Source organism: Oenococcus sicerae, assembly GCF_004102045.2.
In the GTDB taxonomy this organism is placed as follows: domain Bacteria; phylum Bacillota; class Bacilli; order Lactobacillales; family Lactobacillaceae; genus Oenococcus; species Oenococcus sicerae.
Map to the genome: position 1 here is coordinate 458,731 of NZ_CP029684.2, position 15,925 is coordinate 474,655.

The 15,925-nt window shown below is 41.6% G+C and carries 14 protein-coding genes and 2 tRNA genes; 5 read left to right on the forward strand and 11 right to left on the reverse strand.

Features of this window, described 5'->3' with window-relative positions:
* Positions 1 to 13: 13 nt before the first annotated feature.
* Genes DLJ48_RS02355 through DLJ48_RS02365 form a run of 3 tightly spaced genes read left to right on the forward strand, consistent with a single transcriptional unit; the run spans position 14 to position 3,680 of the window.
* Positions 14 to 1,591 carry an ABC transporter ATP-binding protein gene (locus DLJ48_RS02355; RefSeq protein ID WP_128685570.1) on the forward strand — a complete coding sequence of 526 codons (1,578 nt, stop codon included), beginning with the start codon at positions 14 to 16 and terminating at the stop codon, positions 1,589 to 1,591.
* Entirely contained in the window at positions 1,588 to 2,727 is a 1,140-nt protein-coding gene (locus tag DLJ48_RS02360; protein ID WP_128685572.1) for an ABC transporter permease, read from the forward strand. Before DLJ48_RS02355 ends, DLJ48_RS02360 begins: the two co-directional genes overlap by 4 nt.
* Complete coding sequence (locus DLJ48_RS02365; RefSeq protein ID WP_128685574.1) at positions 2,724 to 3,680, forward strand: ABC transporter permease; 957 nt, start codon at positions 2,724 to 2,726, stop codon at positions 3,678 to 3,680. Before DLJ48_RS02360 ends, DLJ48_RS02365 begins: the two co-directional genes overlap by 4 nt.
* 54 nt (positions 3,681 to 3,734) lie before the next feature.
* Here DLJ48_RS02365 and DLJ48_RS02370 read toward each other — a convergent pair whose 3' ends face one another.
* A complete protein-coding gene (locus DLJ48_RS02370) occupies positions 3,735 to 5,393 on the reverse strand; it encodes a peptide ABC transporter substrate-binding protein (RefSeq protein ID WP_128685576.1) in 1,659 nt (552 codons plus the stop codon).
* 151 nt (positions 5,394 to 5,544) lie between these two features.
* Between DLJ48_RS02370 and DLJ48_RS02375 the strand changes: the two genes are divergently transcribed.
* A complete protein-coding gene (locus tag DLJ48_RS02375) occupies positions 5,545 to 6,282 on the forward strand; it encodes a type I pantothenate kinase (RefSeq protein WP_128685578.1) in 738 nt (245 codons plus the stop codon).
* Positions 6,279 to 7,502 carry a bifunctional phosphopantothenoylcysteine decarboxylase/phosphopantothenate--cysteine ligase CoaBC gene (gene coaBC, locus DLJ48_RS02380; protein ID WP_128685580.1) on the forward strand — a complete coding sequence of 408 codons (1,224 nt, stop codon included), beginning with the start codon at positions 6,279 to 6,281 and terminating at the stop codon, positions 7,500 to 7,502. Before DLJ48_RS02375 ends, coaBC begins: the two co-directional genes overlap by 4 nt.
* Here coaBC and DLJ48_RS02385 read toward each other — a convergent pair.
* From DLJ48_RS02385 to ppk1, 10 genes are all read right to left on the reverse strand, one after another.
* Complete coding sequence (locus DLJ48_RS02385; protein ID WP_128685582.1) at positions 7,495 to 7,821, reverse strand: AzlD domain-containing protein; 327 nt, start codon at positions 7,819 to 7,821, stop codon at positions 7,495 to 7,497. The genes coaBC and DLJ48_RS02385 overlap by 8 nt on opposite strands.
* Positions 7,811 to 8,521, reverse strand: coding sequence for an AzlC family ABC transporter permease (locus DLJ48_RS02390; protein ID WP_128685584.1), 711 nt, complete (start codon positions 8,519 to 8,521; stop codon positions 7,811 to 7,813). Before DLJ48_RS02390 ends, DLJ48_RS02385 begins: the two co-directional genes overlap by 11 nt.
* Positions 8,522 to 8,554: 33 nt before the next feature.
* A tRNA-Met gene (locus tag DLJ48_RS02395) sits at positions 8,555 to 8,626 on the reverse strand.
* 428 nt (positions 8,627 to 9,054) lie between these two features.
* Positions 9,055 to 9,127: transfer RNA gene (locus DLJ48_RS02400), tRNA-Gln, on the reverse strand.
* Positions 9,128 to 9,166: 39 nt separating this feature from the next.
* Positions 9,167 to 10,582 (reverse strand): APC family permease, encoded by a 1,416-nt coding sequence (locus DLJ48_RS02405; RefSeq protein ID WP_128685586.1) that lies wholly within the window; start codon positions 10,580 to 10,582, stop codon positions 9,167 to 9,169.
* Positions 10,583 to 10,690: 108 nt separating this feature from the next.
* A complete protein-coding gene (locus tag DLJ48_RS02410; protein WP_128685588.1) occupies positions 10,691 to 11,023 on the reverse strand; it encodes a thioredoxin family protein in 333 nt (110 codons plus the stop codon).
* A 209-nt stretch (positions 11,024 to 11,232) separates the two neighbouring features.
* The gene (locus DLJ48_RS02415) at positions 11,233 to 11,607 is read right to left on the reverse strand and encodes a hypothetical protein (RefSeq protein ID WP_243148649.1); all 375 of its coding nucleotides are present in this window, start codon (positions 11,605 to 11,607) and stop codon (positions 11,233 to 11,235) included.
* 54 nt (positions 11,608 to 11,661) lie between these two features.
* Positions 11,662 to 12,801: a serine hydrolase domain-containing protein gene (locus tag DLJ48_RS02420; protein WP_128685590.1), complete on the reverse strand. Its 1,140-nt coding sequence runs from the start codon at positions 12,799 to 12,801 to the stop codon at positions 11,662 to 11,664.
* Positions 12,802 to 12,810: 9 nt separating this feature from the next.
* Entirely contained in the window at positions 12,811 to 13,791 is a 981-nt protein-coding gene (locus DLJ48_RS08560; protein ID WP_128685592.1) for a Ppx/GppA family phosphatase, read from the reverse strand.
* 24 nt (positions 13,792 to 13,815) lie between these two features.
* Positions 13,816 to 15,912, reverse strand: a complete 2,097-nt coding sequence (gene ppk1 / locus DLJ48_RS02430; protein WP_243148650.1) for a polyphosphate kinase 1 — start codon at positions 15,910 to 15,912, stop codon at positions 13,816 to 13,818.
* Positions 15,913 to 15,925: the final 13 nt, after the last annotated feature.

The following is a 15,925-nucleotide window of genomic DNA, read 5'->3' on the forward strand; positions in this document are numbered from 1 at the left end:
ACGTGAGGAAAACATGGTAAAACAAACCACAGAAGAAATTCCAGCAATTGAAATGAAGCACATCGTCAAAAAATTTGGTGATTTTGCAGCCAATGACGACATCAATTTAGATGTGAAAAATGGTGAGATTCATGCTTTGCTAGGAGAAAATGGTGCCGGAAAATCGACGCTAATGAATATCTTGTCGGGACTATTGCAACCAACTTCCGGCGAGATATTTTTGCGAGGAAAACAGATCAAGATCAAGGATCCTGCGGCGGCCGCTAAACTTGGTATTGGTATGGTTCATCAGCATTTTATGCTGATCGATGCCTTCACAGTTGCTGAAAATATCATTCTTGGTGCAGAAACAACTAAAGGCCTATTTTTAGATTTAAAAACGGCTAAAAAAGAAATTCAAACACTAGTCGATAAATATAAACTGGCCGTTGATCCCGATGCCCTGGTCTCGGATATTTCTGTCGGTCAGCAGCAACGTGTGGAAATTCTAAAAACACTTTACCGTAAGGCCGATGTTTTGATTTTTGATGAACCAACAGCCGTTTTAACGCCGCAAGAGATTCAAGAATTGATCGTTATCATGAAAAACTTAGCCGCTGAAGGCAAAGCTGTCATCTTGATCACCCATAAACTCGAAGAGATTCGTCAAGCTGCTGACCGAGTCACAGTGATTCGCGCTGGAAAATCATATGAGACCTTTGATGCTAAGAATGTTTCGGCCCTGACGCTAGCCGAAAAGATGGTTGGTCGCAAAGTATCCTTTACAACTGAAAAAACAGTTGCAAAACCTGGCCGCAATATTCTCGAAATTAAAAATTTATCCGTTAAAAATGCCGAAGACGTTACAAAAGTTGATGGTCTTTCTCTCACAATTCGAGCTGGCGAAATCATTGGTGTTGCCGGAATTGATGGTAACGGACAAACGGAACTCGTCCAAGCAATCACGGGTCTGTCTCATTGCCAAGCCGGACAAGTCATCTTAGATGGTGATGATATTACAAATAAAAGTCCAAGAAAGATCATCAAAGCCGGCACATCGCATATTCCCGAAGATCGCTTGCGTCACGGACTCGAGATGGATATGTCACTTGCTTATAATCTCGTGATTCAGAGTTTTTATGAAGCACCCTATGCCAAAATGGGTATTTTGCAGTGGCCCGCGATTGCTGATCACGCCAATAAATTAGTTAAACAATTTGATGTCAAAATCACCTCAATTGAAGAAGCTGCTGGATCCTTATCAGGCGGTAACCAGCAAAAAGCCGTAGTGGCACGAGAGCTTTCACGAGATTCTAAGTTAGTCGTGGCTGCACAACCAACTCGCGGTTTAGATGTAGGCGCGATCGAATATATTCATAAACAGTTGGCCAATCAACGCGATCTTGGCAAGGCAATTCTGCTGGTCAGCTTTGAACTGGATGAGATCCTAGATCTGTCCGACAAAATTGCTGTTATTTCTTCTGGCAAGATCATCGGTATCGTTGATGCCAAAAATACGACAAAAGAAGAACTTGGTTTGATGATGACAGGACTGAGTGTTTCCGATGCTCAAAAAGAACTAGCAACAGCTAAGACAGAGGTGAAGCAATGAAAACGACAAATAATAAGATCATGATCGCGGTACTCTCAGTTCTGTTTGGCCTAATTGCCGGTGCTTTGATCATGTTGTTTTTTGGCTATAATCCAATTGCTGGATACGGCTCCTTGATCAGCTCTGCCTTTGGCACGCCGCAAAATATCGGAGAAATTTTTTCACAGATGACACCTCTGATCCTGACCGGGCTTTCCTTTCTCGTTGCTCAGCAGGCTGGATTTTTTAATATTGGTATGTCTGGCCAATTGTATGCTGCCTGGGTCGGCAGCGTTTGGTTCGCTTTATCTTTTCCACAGCTGCCCAGTTTCGTGATCGTGCTTGGAGCTAGTGTTGTCGGTGTCGGACTTGGTGCGATTGCAGGATTTATTCCAGGAGTTTTGCGAGCCAAATTCGGTGCCTCAGAAGTAATTATCACAATCATGATGAATTACGTGATCCTGTATTTGGCCAATGATGCTATCACCAGTGGTTTTCCAAATTCAATCAAGCAGACAGTCGATTCTAGCAATCAAGTCGGCAACCATGGCGGAATTAGCCTCAAGTGGCTCTCTGACTTAACTAATCAATCATCAATTTCAGCTGGTATTTTTATCGCGATTATCGCAACACTCTTAATTTGGTTCGTTATGAAGAAGACGACCTTAGGTTATTCAATTGAGGCTGTTGGTAAAAACGCCGATGCAGCTAAATATGCCGGCATCAACGAAAAGGCGACTCAAATCTGGGCTATGACTCTTTCGGGTGCTTTATCAGGACTTGGCGGTGTTACTGAGGGCCTTGGCCATTATGGCAACGTCTTTGTCCAAAACTCAACACCAGAGACGGGATTCAACGGTATGGCTGTGGCTTTATTAGGATCGGGGTCCTTTCTCGGTGTTGTTTTAGCGGCAGCTTTATTTTCAGCTCTGACGGTCGGTGGTGCTGGTATGCCAAACATTTCTGGCGTACCAACTGAACTTGTCTCGATCGTGATCGCCTTAATTATTTTCTTTGTTGGAACTGGCTATTTAATTGATCTGCTGATCGAGAAAATTAAAAGCGCTGATAACGCTTCTTCTAATAAAAGTTCAGGCGGCGGCACTAAAGGTCGAAAAAAGCAGTTAGCAGAAACTAAAAAGGAGGCTCAGGTATGAGTTTCTTATCAATTCTCGCTTTATTGATCAGTACGACAATTATCTATTCAGCACCGCTAGCCTTTACGGCTGTTGGCGGCTCATTTTCCGAACACGGCGGCGTTGTCAATGTTGGTTTGGAAGGTATTATGACGATGGGCGCCTTTAGTTCAATTGTCTTTAATCTAACTTTTGGCAGTTTTTTAGGCGCTTGGACGCCTTGGATCGGACTAGCTGTTGGTGCCATTGTTGGACTAGCGATCGCCTGGCTTCATGCTTTAGCGACTGTCACGCTGCGAGCTGATCATATTGTTTCTGGAACCGTTGTCAATCTGATCGCACCTGCCCTAGGTGTTTTCCTAATAAAAGTTATTTACGGTAAGGGACAGACCAATCAAATTAATCAGAGCTTCGGTTATTCTGATGTTCCCCTGCTCGATAAGATCCCTATCTTGGGCAAACTTTTCTTTCAAAATACAAGCTACCCAGCTTTGTTGTCGATCCTAGTTGCAGTTCTGTCTTATTATGTGATTTACAAAACGCGTTTCGGCTTACGCCTGCGTTCTGTTGGCGAAAATCCACAAGCAGCCGACACCCTTGGATTAAATGTTGCCCGCCTGCGCTATGAAGGTGTCTTGTTATCCGGCTTGCTCGGCGGTATTGGCGGCGCTCTGTATGCTGAATCAATTGCGCTAAACTTTGCTGTTTCAACCATTGCCGGACAAGGATTCATTTCCATGGCGGCTATGATTTTTGGCCGTTGGAATCCGATCGGTGCGATGCTGGCATCCATGTTCTTTGGCTTATCACAATCGTTATCTGTCATTGGTGCACAAATCCCTGTGATCAAAAACATTCCGTCGGTTTGGCTGCAAATCTTCCCTTACATTTTAACGATCGTCGTGTTGACAATATTCTTTGGTAAAACAAAGGCGCCAAAAGCTGATGGCGTCAATTACATTAAATCCGAATAAACAAAAAACGGCTTTCGCAATTGAAAACCGTTTTTATTTTCGCCAAAAGTTCAGTTATTTTACATAAGCGTACTTGTAATAGAAGGAATTACCAGCATTAAAGTTCTGCAGACCCTTGAGCTTTGGATTGACCAGACTTGGATAAGCATTCCAATATACCGGCGAAGCGCCAGCATCTTTAGCAAGCGCCAGTTCAGCTGTAATTTCGTCTTTCGTACGTGCTTTTTGATTTAAAGCATTTTGATTCATTGCACGATTGAAGGCATCGGTGTAAGTTTTAGAGACCCAGCGACCATCATTGTTCGTACCGTTATTCGTGAATAAGGTCAGGTAGCCAGTTGGTTCGGCATAATCTGACGACCAGCCAGCGACCATCACATCAAAATTCTGATTCTGCTGGTCTTGTAGACGCTGTTTAAAGGGCACGAATTTTTCCGTCACTTTGATGTTGCCTAACTGCTGCCAGGTTTGCTGCAGATAATCAACTTCAGGTTTCGAAACAGGACTTTCAGCTGTTGCCTCTACAGCGATATTCAAGCTTGTCAAACCAGTTTCCTTAAGACCCTGTTTAAACAATTTTTTGGCCTTCTTCAAGTCATACTTATAATATTTACCTGTATATTTTTTGGCAGCCTTGGCAAAATCTTCTCCTGAAGCCGTTTTACCCGCAGCGCCAGCCGGAACAAGACTCGTCGCAGCTGTATACATGCCACCCGAAATCTGACTTGCGATCGCCTTACGGTTAATCGCGTAGCTTAAAGCCTGTCTGATCTTCGTGTTGTTTAAACCTTTAACCTTGCCAGTTTGGTTATATTCTAGATAGTAAGTTGCGTCACCGGCGTACTCCTTGAAATCAGAACGGTTTTTATTGGCTGTAACTGATTGTTGGGATGAAAGTGCGACCAAGTCAAGTTTTCCACGCTTGTATAATGCGATCGCAGCGGTTGGATCTTTAACAACAGTTTCAGAAATTTCATTGGTCTTAACATGTTTTTTATCCCAATAATATTTGTTCTTAAGCAAAGTAAAACTGCCATTGGTGCCATTCCAGCCCACCAATTTATAAGGGCCATCATAAACTTGTTTGCTAGAAGCAGTGCCCAACTTTTTGCCATATTGTTTCGCTACTTTTGGATCTTGTGCAAAAAATGTTGGGGCGGCTAATTCCAGCTCAAACTGCGGCATTGGATGGTCCAGTGTTACAACTAATGTTCGGTCATTTTTGGCAACGACACCTAAACTCGTTGCCTTGGCCTTGCCAGCTTGAATCTCATCAGCATTCTTCACGCCTGAATACTTATCAGCAGTTTGGCTGCCCGTCGATGGATCAACTACTCTCTGCCAAGCATAGACAAAATCCGCCGCAGTCAGCTTATCACCGTTCGACCATTTTAGCCCTTTTCGTAAAGTGAAGGTCCAAGTCTTGCCGTCAGAACTATGATGCCATTTCTCAGCTAGTCCAGCTTTGATCTGGCCGCTGGCCGTCCGACTGAGCAAGCCCTCTTGAACATTATCTGCGATCTGGTCGGCATAAGCATCCGTGATCAGAGCCGTATCCATTGTTGTCAAATCCGTTGGCATGGAAAAATAGAGCTTCGATTTTGCTTTGGCACTGGCGGTCAGCGGTGAAACAGCTTCAGCTGCCAGACTTGTTGCCAGCAAGCCGCTTAATAATAAAACGCCTGCTTTCTTTGTAACGCTTGCTTTTCTCATTTTCATGATCTCCTTCCTTCTCATTCCATTAAACGAAAATTAAATTACGCTATTATAGGCATAAGAAAAGATGAAAATCAACTATCGATTTTTCGTTAGCAAACCAAACAAAAATCGTCGTCAAATCGCCGCTTAGCTGCATAATTAAATAGTGGATAATTTGCTATCGATCATTTTAAAAAAATATGGCCAGCATCATGAGAATCCTTATGTAATCGCACTGACAGGTTCTGTTGCAGTTGGCAAATCAACGATCGCTAGAGAAATTGCAAACCGTTTGGCCCAAAGTGCTGCTGGTCTGACTGTATCGGTTATTTCCGTTGACGCTTTTATTTTTCCGAACCAAGAATTAGTCAAACGAGATATTTTTCAAGAAAAAGGTTTCCCACAAAGCTACAATTTAACTGCTTTATCGAACAAAATTGGCGAATTAAAAAAAGGTGCAGCTAGTGTGAGCGTACCCGTGTATTCTCAATCGATCAACGATATCACTGTTAACAAATACGAAAAAATAAAGGCGGCCAAAATCTTGATAATTGAGGGTGTTACGGCGCTTCGAATCCATGATTATGATTTATCCATCTACATTGACGCTGATACATCACTCGTTTACCAATGGTTTTTAAAGCGTACGCTGGCTTTTATCGACAATAGCAAACAAGATCCTAACAGTTTTTATTACCCTCTTTCTCACATGACGCCAGCAAAACAGCTGACATTGATCGATCAGACCTGGCGGAAGACAGATTTAAAAAATTTGACCGAGTTTATTGAACCAATGAAAAAAGAGGCTGACATCATTGTTCACAAAACAGATCGTCACCAAATTGATAAAATAACCATGACTAAATCTGTGAGCAGTAATGGCCCAAGGAGTTTAAAAAAATGACCCTTTTTAAAGATAAACATGTGCTGGTTATCATCACAGGAAGTATCGCTGCCTATAAATCAGCTATTTTGGTTCGAACATTAATTAAAAATCAAGCACAGGTTCGTGTGGCCATGACCGAGTCAGCTGAAAAATTCATCACAGCTTTAACTTTTTCGACGCTCACAAAGTATCCAGTTTTAACAGATATTTTTAAAGAAACAGATGGCGAAGTGGCTCATGTAGCTTGGGCCCGTTGGGCTGACTTTATTTTTGTCGTTCCGGCCACAGCGAATTTCATCGCCAAAATCGCATATGGGCTGGCCAATGACACTGCTTCAGCTTTGATCTTAGCTAGTTCAGCGGTTAAGATAGTAGCACCCGCCATGAATGATCAGATGTGGCACAACGCAGCCACCCGCCGTAATTTAAAACAAATCCAAGCAGATGGTCTGCTTGTGATCGATCCGGTCGTCGGCTTTTTAGCAGAGGGCTACGATGCCAAAGGACATTTGCCGGACGTTGATGATATTTTAGATCAGGCTCAAGTTCGTCTATTGGCAAAACATGGTCAACTCGCAAATAAAAAAATCTTGATCACAGCTGGTGGTACTCGAGAAGCCTTGGATCCCTTACGTTACATTAGTAATCGTTCGTCAGGAAAAATGGGCTATGCTTTAGCTCAAGCGGCTGTCGAAGCTGGTGCGTCCGTAACCTTAATTTCGACTGTCGAACTCAAAGTGCCTTTTAATGTCCAACTCATCCAAGTGACCAGCAGTGATGACATGATGGCTGCTGTGAGTGACCATTTTCAAACAGCCGATGTTTTTATTTCTGCAGCCGCTGTTTCTGATTTTCGCCCAAGTCAGCAGCAGACACAAAAAATTAAAAAAACAGGTAATGAAGGATTGACGCTGAATTTAGTTCAAAATCCTGATATTCTGGCTACGGTCGCCGCAACTAAGAAAAATCAGTTCGTGGTTGGCTTCGCTGCTGAAACGCAAGACCTGCTCAACTATGCCAAAGACAAGCTGGTCAAAAAACACGCAGACATGATCATTGCTAACGATGTTAGTCAAAAAGGTATTGGATTTAACGCTGATGATAATCAAGTCACAATTATTCGTCCTCATGAAAGACCACAGACTTTGCCAGTACAAAGTAAATTAGAAACTGCTCGTAGTATCGTCACGGAAATCGCTAAAGAACTTGCTGATCAATTGCAGAATGACTTTAATTAGTTCCCGATAATCGCAATAAGGCCATCGCCAGCACACCAACAAGCACGATCACGAGCAAATTTTTAGTTAGCAGACCAGCTACAAGCGATGGTACAGCCGCCAAACAATTATCCAGATTTAAAATTGGCCAGTAACCATTTTTTACTGTCAACAAATTTTCAAATAAAATTGCCGTGATAATAGCGATTGGCACAAAAGACAAAAAATCCACCAACCAACTCGGCAGTTTAACCTTCTTCAGCAGCAAAAATGGCAGACTCCGCGACAGCCAAGTCACAAGACCGCATAATATAATTGTCAGATAAACTTTAGTCAGCATGTGATCTCGACAATCCCATTCCTAAAAAGCAACCTAAAATCGAGGCTAATAATAGCGCAAGTTCTCCTGGCAGCCATCGCATGAAAAAATACATCATGACAGCAACAGCGAACACTACCGTCAGCTGCAACTGAATACTTTTGCTATGATCATTGATAATTTGCAAATAAAGCAGACCAATAAACATCACTACTAAGGCAAAATCCAGTCCAAATTGCTTAGCGTCGTTAATTAAACTGCCCAAGAGCGCGCCGGCAGCGGTTGCTAATATCCAAGACAAATAAGCCAGTATATTAGCTGTATTGAACCAAGCAAGCGTTAACCGGCCTTCCGTTTGATTGATTTTCGTCATAGCTAAAGCAAAAGTTTCATCAGTCAATAAGCTGCCAATAAAAAAGTTCTGTCGCATGCTATCCCTTTTAAAGTATTGCGAAATTGAGATACTCATTAAAATAATGCGCGAATTGATTAAAAAGGCAGAGAGAATAATCGCTGAAATTGGATCACCGGCCACGAGCATAGCTGTGACGACAAATTCTACAGAACCTGCATAAATCAGCAAAGACATCAACAGTATCGCTAGTAATGGCAAATGGCTCGTGTTTGCCACGACACCAAAAGCCATACCAACACCCATATAGCCAAACATAGTTGGAATCGTATCTTTGATTCCAGCACGCAGCGTTAGATCAGAATCCATCTTGCAATCATTTCCTTTCTTTTCATAAACATAACGTGGCGATAGGAGTCGAACCTATTGACTGTTGCTTATGAGGCAATTGAGTAACCGTTACTCGACGCCACTCAGATAACATTTAATATACTTATATTAGATTCGCTACTGTTGATCAGACATAAAAAAAGCCACTCCTGTTCAATACAGAAGTGACTTAGCACGTTACCATCCTGCTTGTTTGATCAGTTACCTGATCAACCTTGCCAACCATCTGCTTTAACATATGAGTCAAAGTTTAATGGCGTGTCTAGTAACGAAGACCAATCCGTTTAATGCTTTCGGTGAACCGTTCGCATTAACCAATCACCGGCCATGTTCGTTTTGCTGCTTCACGTTGACTTCCAGCGACCGTCAACTCTCTAAGCTTTGCTTTAAAACTACTATCCGGATCAACTTGTTTAAAATCTATGCAATAAAGATAACACAGATAAAGGGAATACAGAACATAATTCATAAAAAAAACTACCCTAATTTGGATAGATCTTTCTGACACATGATTGCCCTTGCTGGACTCGAACCAGCGCATGATGGCACCAGAAGCCATTGCCTTACCAACTTGGCCAAAGGGCATTAACAAGTTACCATTTTAACACGATATCTTGCTAAAATTCAAGCATTATCTTGTTGCAGTTTCGAATGCCGAATACCATAGAAAAAATAAACCGCTAGACCGATAATTGTCCAAATGGCAAACATAACAAGTGTTTCCTGCTTAAGCTGCGTGATAAAAAAAAGACTTGTTAGGCCGCCAATGATCGGCACGACTGGATAACCAGGAACCTGAAAGCCATCAGCATTATTGATATCCGCTCTTTTTCGCAAGGACAGGATACCAAAGTTAACAAAGGTAAAGGCTGCCAACGTTCCCGCACTGATCAAAGAAGCCAGCTCAGAGAGCGGCACTGCACCAGCCAAGACAATTTCAATGATCCCTGCAATTAACAAAGCATTAAAAGGCACATGTTGACTACCAGAGATCCTGCCTAAGAATTTTGGTAATAAGCCATCTCGTCCAAAAGAGTATATGAGACGCGAAGAAGCGAACACTAATGCTAAGACTCCTGTAAACATACCGATCATCGAACCGATACCAATGATTGAAGACAAGCCTTTCTGTCCAACATAAGTAAAGGCAAATGACGCCGGGTCGCTGACGTTTAACTGCTTATAGTTCACCATGCCTGTTAAAACAATCGCAAACAAGGTGTATAAAACAGCTGCGATCAGCACTGTATAAATGATACCGTGCGCCATCTGTGTTTTTGGCTTTTTGACTTCCGCTGTATGAGCAGCCAACGTATCAAAACCAATGAAAGCAAAGAAAATGCCCGAAGTAGCCGCCCAAATGCCCGATAAACCAAAGGGACCAGATTGAAACTCCTTCGGGTAAAAGGGAATGTAATTGCCAGGTTTAGTAAAGAAAATGCCCACAACGATAAACATAGCCAAGATGACTAACTTGATAGCAACGAAAATATTTTCCACCCAACGTGTCGTCGACAAACCAATCATTTGAATCACCAAAATCGTTAACAGTAGAATAACGGCCGGTAAATTGACGATACCGCCCTCTAAAGGACCAGCTAACCAAGAATCAAAGCCATGAATATGATTCGTTTTAAAAAGGCCGCCTAAATATGATGAAAAACCAACTGAAACAGCAGAGGTCGCTAAGAAATACTCCAGAATCAAAGACCAGCCCAAAAACCAGCCGACCACTTGTCCATAGACGACCGAACCGTAAGAATAGGCAGAACCCGCTACTGGCATCGCACTTGCAAATTCTGCATAGGCCATGCCGGAAATTCCAGAAATAATTGCGGCAATTAAAAAACTAATTGCGACAGCTGGCCCTGCATCCTGTGCTGCCTCCGTTCCTGGCAAAATGAAAATTCCTGTACCAATAACCGTGCCAATGCCAAGCGCAACCAAATCTTTCGTGTCTAAAACCCGTTTCAGATGTGCATCGGCTTTTGCGAACTGTGCCAACGAATCACGACGAAAAGATCGTTTAAAAATACCCAAAATAATCCTCCAAAAAAAGTAAATTAAGTGAATTATGTCACTTCGGGAAGTGAAAGTAAATAAAAAAAACCAAAAAGTGACTTTTGGTTTTTGGACAATTTGGCTATTTTAAAGGGTCTGCTGATACCAATTCAGAACTTGTTTCGGCGTTAAACGCTCACCGTCACCGATATGCGAAACTTGTCTGCCATCAACGAATAAGACAAAGGCTGGAATACCACGCAAGCCTTGTGCTTTTGCAATGGCTAAATTGGCATCACGATCGGCGTCAAACCAATCAGCTGTTTTGGCAACTTCATCTTTGATGTTTTGCACGAAAGGCTTAATTGCTTTGCAATCGCCGCACCAATCCGCAGAGAGAAACATGAGATGACGTCCCTTGGCTTTAATATTCTGTTGAACTTGATCATCATTATTTACTTCTGGCTCATAGAAATTCATACTTACATTTTATCAGTTATTTTTTAAAATGACATTTTAATTATTTAAGGCTGTCAAACAGTTAATTAGTTAACTGATGATTTCGCCTAGTACATTGGCCTTGCCTCCTTTTCTATATGTTCATTGTTGGTTAGCAATATTAAACAAAAGTAAGCTTTCGGTTAAGGCAAAATAAAAACTAGCAACAAGACTGCTAGTTTATAAATCAGTTAATTTAATTGGAAAATTTGTCGAATTTGTTTGAAAAATAGTTCAATGAAAGCAAGTAATTTTTCACGAGTCAGCTTGATCGAATTGCCATTCTGAAAAGAAAAAATGCTTTCGTACTGAAAATGTTTCGGAAACACGATCGGTTTGCCACTCTTGATCGCTTCAGCAACTAGACGAAGCTCCGTCAAAGCATTGAAACTAGACGTGATATTACTTTCCATGGTATGCATACGATTACTGAAACGATCATTTAAGGCCAGCAAAACACTTTGCAAAAAGATTTGATCATTCGCTTGGATATCATCCAATAACAAATGTGTCTGTCCTTCTGATCGATCAATATATTCTTTTGTATAAGATTTAACTGCTAACATATGTCGATATCGCCACTCTTTGCGGCTACAAACTAATTCTAGCAGACGTCAAAATCAATTAGTCATCAGCTGCCAGAAAATTTTCTCAGCCAGATCCTGCCAAGCAGGTTTGCTGGCAGTATTAGCTAGCATAATGACAGTCGTTTGATTATCTTTGCTGATGAACACGGTCGGCTCATAACCCAAAATATAGCCATGAGCTTTATAAAATTTCGGTTCATTATAAGCTCCCGAGGCATAGGGAAAACCGTTGACCTTGGCAAACATTTGCGAAATCATAGCTGGTGGAATCAGTTTTCCGGAAAATAATTCATGAAAATAAAGGTATAAATTGCCAGTCGTAGTAAATAAATTTCCAGTAGCCACTTCACGTGCTAAATAAGCATCGCCATTATTAGCCGCTTTTTGCGTCACGAAACTTTTGTAGGAAAAGGTTCGATCAGGACTGGCAGAAAAGCCAGTACCATTCACAAAATCAAATTTACGGCCAAAAACCGCATCCAAATTATCGCGATAACTCTTTTTTGTGATACTTTCTAAAATACCAGCCAAAATTTTAAAATTTGTCGCATCATAATGAAAACGTCCAACTGGGAATTTTTGAACAGTGTGTTGAATATACCAGTCAATGTACTGGCTATCGCTCATCAAAGCTGTTGGCCCGGATCCAGCTGATAACCCAGATGTCATTGTTAACAAATTTTGGACTGTAGTACTGTCGGCATTAGGTAGATTAGGATAAAAACGACTTAATTTTGTCTGCAAGGTCAGTTTACCAGCCTGAATTTGTTTCATAATCAGCAAAGCCGTCAGACTTTTTTGAATTGAGGCCAAACCGTAAAGGGATTTTGGTGTATTTAATTTAGCACTAGCTCGATCAGCGTAAGAATAACCTTTATTTATTAAAATCTTATTATGGCTAACAAGCAAAATGCTGCCGGAGAAATTACTTGTTTTAATTTCCGCATCGATTTTCGTCGCAAGAGGGCTACTTTTTTTTATCCTCGTTGCTGAAAAATTGGATTTGCGATCAATAGAAAAAAGATCAGGTTTGATATAATGATAATCTTTTATCGGCTGGCCGGACTTCGTTGAAGCCAGATCATGCTGAGAATCAGCTTGGAATAAATAAATTGCCAAACCTAAAAAAAGCGCAAAAAGAAAAAGACCTGATTTTGCAAAAAAATGTTTCATCTAATAATCCTAAACTTCGTCGCTTTCTGTATCGGCCGCCTCATCTACTCTTGGATCCAGCACCTCATGTCCGGTCACTTTTTGAATTTCTTCAAACAAGATCCCTTCGCGCAAACCGGATTGCGAAAAAATGACTTGGTCAGCATCAACATATTGGCACAGTTTGATCAATGGCAGCATACCACCAACAATAATGTCTGCGCGAGCCTTGGCTAAGCCTGGTAGATCCCCACGTTCCTTCAGATTACTGGCTAGTACCTGCTGGAAAATCTGATTGGCTTCATCAGATGACAGATGATAGCCATGGATCGGCAGCCCAACTATTTCCTTTTCGCGGCGGGAAATTTTAGCCAAAGTTCGATTTGATCCGCCAATCGCAATAATTGGAAAATTTCTAACCTCTAAAAGCCAGGAAACATCACGAAAAAGCCGCTGTAGGGCCGTGATCGCGCTAAAAAGCGAAACCGCAGTTACTTGATCTTTTTCTAAATAGCTTTCTGTTAAATTGACTGACCCGACTGGTAACGAAATGCCGTGAATTTCTCTTTTGTCGCGTACCATGATCAATTCAGAAGAAGCGCCGCCGGTATCAAGAATCAGTGCGTTTTCGATCGGCAGAGTTTCAATAATACCCATGTAATCATAGTGGGCTTCTTGCAGGCCTGTAATCACTTCCAATGGCTGGTCCAAAGCTGTTTCGAATTTATCTAAAAAATATTTCTGATTAGATGCTTGGCGAACAGCGGCCGTGGCGACTGCTCGAACCGTAATTTGATCGTACTTGCTAATTTCTTTTTTAAAGTTCTTGATCGCTTGAATCGTTCGATTAATGGCATCCTCTTGTAAAATGCGTTTCTTACCCATACCGGCCGATAAGCGGACCATTTCTTGAAAACGGCCAAGAACCTCGTAACCGCCGTTCTCTTGATATTGGCTAATAGTCATACGAACAGAGTTTGATCCTAAGTCAATGATTGCAAATTTTGTCATAAAATCTCCCGCTTCCAGTCTACCTTATTTATCACCAACAAATTTTTCAGCGAATTTGTCGTCAACAAACTCCTGCCCCATAAATAATGCTTGACTATCAACTCGGCGGCGGCGTTTAGAGTGTCTTAAATAGCTGCCGTCTGATTTCATTTTCCACATATTGACGGTATCGGCCCACATTGTTTCAAAAATCTCAGCAATCTGAGACTCGCATTTTGGATCGGTAATCGGTACTAATAGTTCCACACGGCGATATAAGTTTCTCGGCATTAAATCAGCACTGGAAATATAAGTCAAAGGCGTCCCATTGTTAGCAAAACGATAAATTCGAGAATGCTCTAGAAAGCGGCCAATAATCGAATGAACCTTAATTTTAGATGTCATGGCTTTAATATCCGGCCGTAACGTCTCGATACCGCGAATTAATAAATGGATCGGAACACCAGCCTGGCTAGCACTGATCAAATGATCAATAATATCTGTATCATTCAAAGAATTTGCTTTGATCCAAATGCCGGATGTTTTGCCATTAGTCTGAGCTTGCGCCTCTGCATCAATCAATTGCGATAAACGATCAGCAATACCATTGGGTGAAATATAAGCCATTTTAAGATTTTCCGGTGCAAAATAACCGGTCAAATAATTGAAGATCTGCGTCAGATCATCAGCTAAATCATCATTAGCCGTAAATAAGGAAATATCTGTATAGAGGCGCGCCGTCACATCGTTATAATTGCCTGTGCCCACATGAATATAACGTTTGATCCCGGCTGCTTCTTTGCGTATGATCAAAGTCATTTTTGAATGAACTTTTAAATTTGGCAAACCATACATGACATGCACGCCTTGTTTTTCCAACTCTTCAGCCCAGTGAACATTATTTTCCTCATCGAAGCGAGCCTTAACTTCCACCAAAGTCGTCACTTGTTTGCCAGCCTCGGCAGCACGCCCTAAAGCAGCAACGATCGGTGAATGATCCGAAACCCGGTACAAAGTCATTTTAATGGCCATTGTATTCGGATCATCAGTTGCCTGATTGATTAAATTCACGACCGGCGCAAAATCATCATAAGGGTGTTGCAAAATAACATCATGATCAGCTATCGTTTTAAAAATACCACTGCCCATCAAAGTCTTATCTAATTTGGCATTAAAAGGCGTATACATGAGTTCCGGACGTTGAACCTGTTTGATCAAAGTATCCAAAAAAGCGAGATCAACTGGACCAGAAACACGATAAATACGGCGTTTATTGAGGGGCAACGCCTTTTGAAGATGGCGTTCCAGCTTTTTAGACATCTGTTTTTCGGCAACCAAACGGATAACTTGTCCACGTTCACGTTTTTTCAGCTGCGTCTGTACCTCTTTTAAAAGATTCGGCGAATCCTCTTCGGCAATTCCTAGCTCCATATCACGTAAAATATGAAAAGCAGCTACTTCTTGAACACTATAATCATTAAAAAGCAGATTAATGAAAACACGAATCACGTCTTCGATCAGTACATACGCTTGTACCTTGCCAACTGGTAATTTAATGACACGCTGTAAGTTTTTTGGTACTTGAATAAAAGCATAGTGTTCCGTTTTTCCTTTTTTCTTGGCTGCCGTCGCGACAAGACGGATTCCTAGATTTAAACTGTCATTTGCTAAAAAAGGAAAGGGGCGTGTGCCATCATCAGCCATAGGCGTCAAAATAGGGAAAATTTCTTGTTTGAAATACTTCGCCAACCAATCAAATTGAGAACTTTCCAATTCGCTGATTTCCAAAATATTAATATTATCCTTGGCTAACATTGGTACCAAGGAACGCGCATACAAAGAATGCTGTTTTCTTAATTGAGCACCGGCCGCAGCAGAAATCACATCTAGCTCTTCAGGCGGCGTCAAACCCGTTGGTTCTCTGGTCTGCAGGTGAAGCTGCGCCATCTGATGGATCGAAGCCAGACGCACCATGAACCACTCATCAAGATTTTTCTGCGTGATCGACAGAAAGCGAGCGCGCTCCAACAAAGGATGTCTTTGATCATTTGCTTGAGCTAAAACACGATCATTAAATTTGATCCATGATACTTCTCGATTGATGAGATATTTGGAATTGTCGTTATCATTTAATAGCATCATCTTAATTATCTAC

What these genes read in the sequence shown, in the direction of transcription:
- DLJ48_RS02355 (WP_128685570.1), top strand. Translation starts at nt 14, where the DNA reads ATGGTAAAACAAACCACAGAAGAAATTCCAGCAATTGAAATGAAGCAC.
- DLJ48_RS02360 (WP_128685572.1), top strand. Translation starts at nt 1,588, where the DNA reads ATGAAAACGACAAATAATAAGATCATGATCGCGGTACTCTCAGTTCTG.
- DLJ48_RS02365 (WP_128685574.1), top strand. Translation starts at nt 2,724, where the DNA reads ATGAGTTTCTTATCAATTCTCGCTTTATTGATCAGTACGACAATTATC.
- DLJ48_RS02370 (WP_128685576.1), bottom strand. Translation starts at nt 5,393, where the DNA reads ATGAGAAAAGCAAGCGTTACAAAGAAAGCAGGCGTTTTATTATTAAGC.
- coaBC (WP_128685580.1), top strand. Translation starts at nt 6,279, where the DNA reads ATGACCCTTTTTAAAGATAAACATGTGCTGGTTATCATCACAGGAAGT.
- DLJ48_RS02385 (WP_128685582.1), bottom strand. Translation starts at nt 7,821, where the DNA reads ATGCTGACTAAAGTTTATCTGACAATTATATTATGCGGTCTTGTGACT.
- DLJ48_RS02390 (WP_128685584.1), bottom strand. Translation starts at nt 8,521, where the DNA reads ATGGATTCTGATCTAACGCTGCGTGCTGGAATCAAAGATACGATTCCA.
- DLJ48_RS02410 (WP_128685588.1), bottom strand. Translation starts at nt 11,023, where the DNA reads ATGAATTTCTATGAGCCAGAAGTAAATAATGATGATCAAGTTCAACAG.
- DLJ48_RS02415 (WP_243148649.1), bottom strand. Translation starts at nt 11,607, where the DNA reads ATGTTAGCAGTTAAATCTTATACAAAAGAATATATTGATCGATCAGAA.
- DLJ48_RS02420 (WP_128685590.1), bottom strand. Translation starts at nt 12,801, where the DNA reads ATGAAACATTTTTTTGCAAAATCAGGTCTTTTTCTTTTTGCGCTTTTT.
- DLJ48_RS08560 (WP_128685592.1), bottom strand. Translation starts at nt 13,791, where the DNA reads ATGACAAAATTTGCAATCATTGACTTAGGATCAAACTCTGTTCGTATG.
- ppk1 (WP_243148650.1), bottom strand. Translation starts at nt 15,912, where the DNA reads ATGATGCTATTAAATGATAACGACAATTCCAAATATCTCATCAATCGA.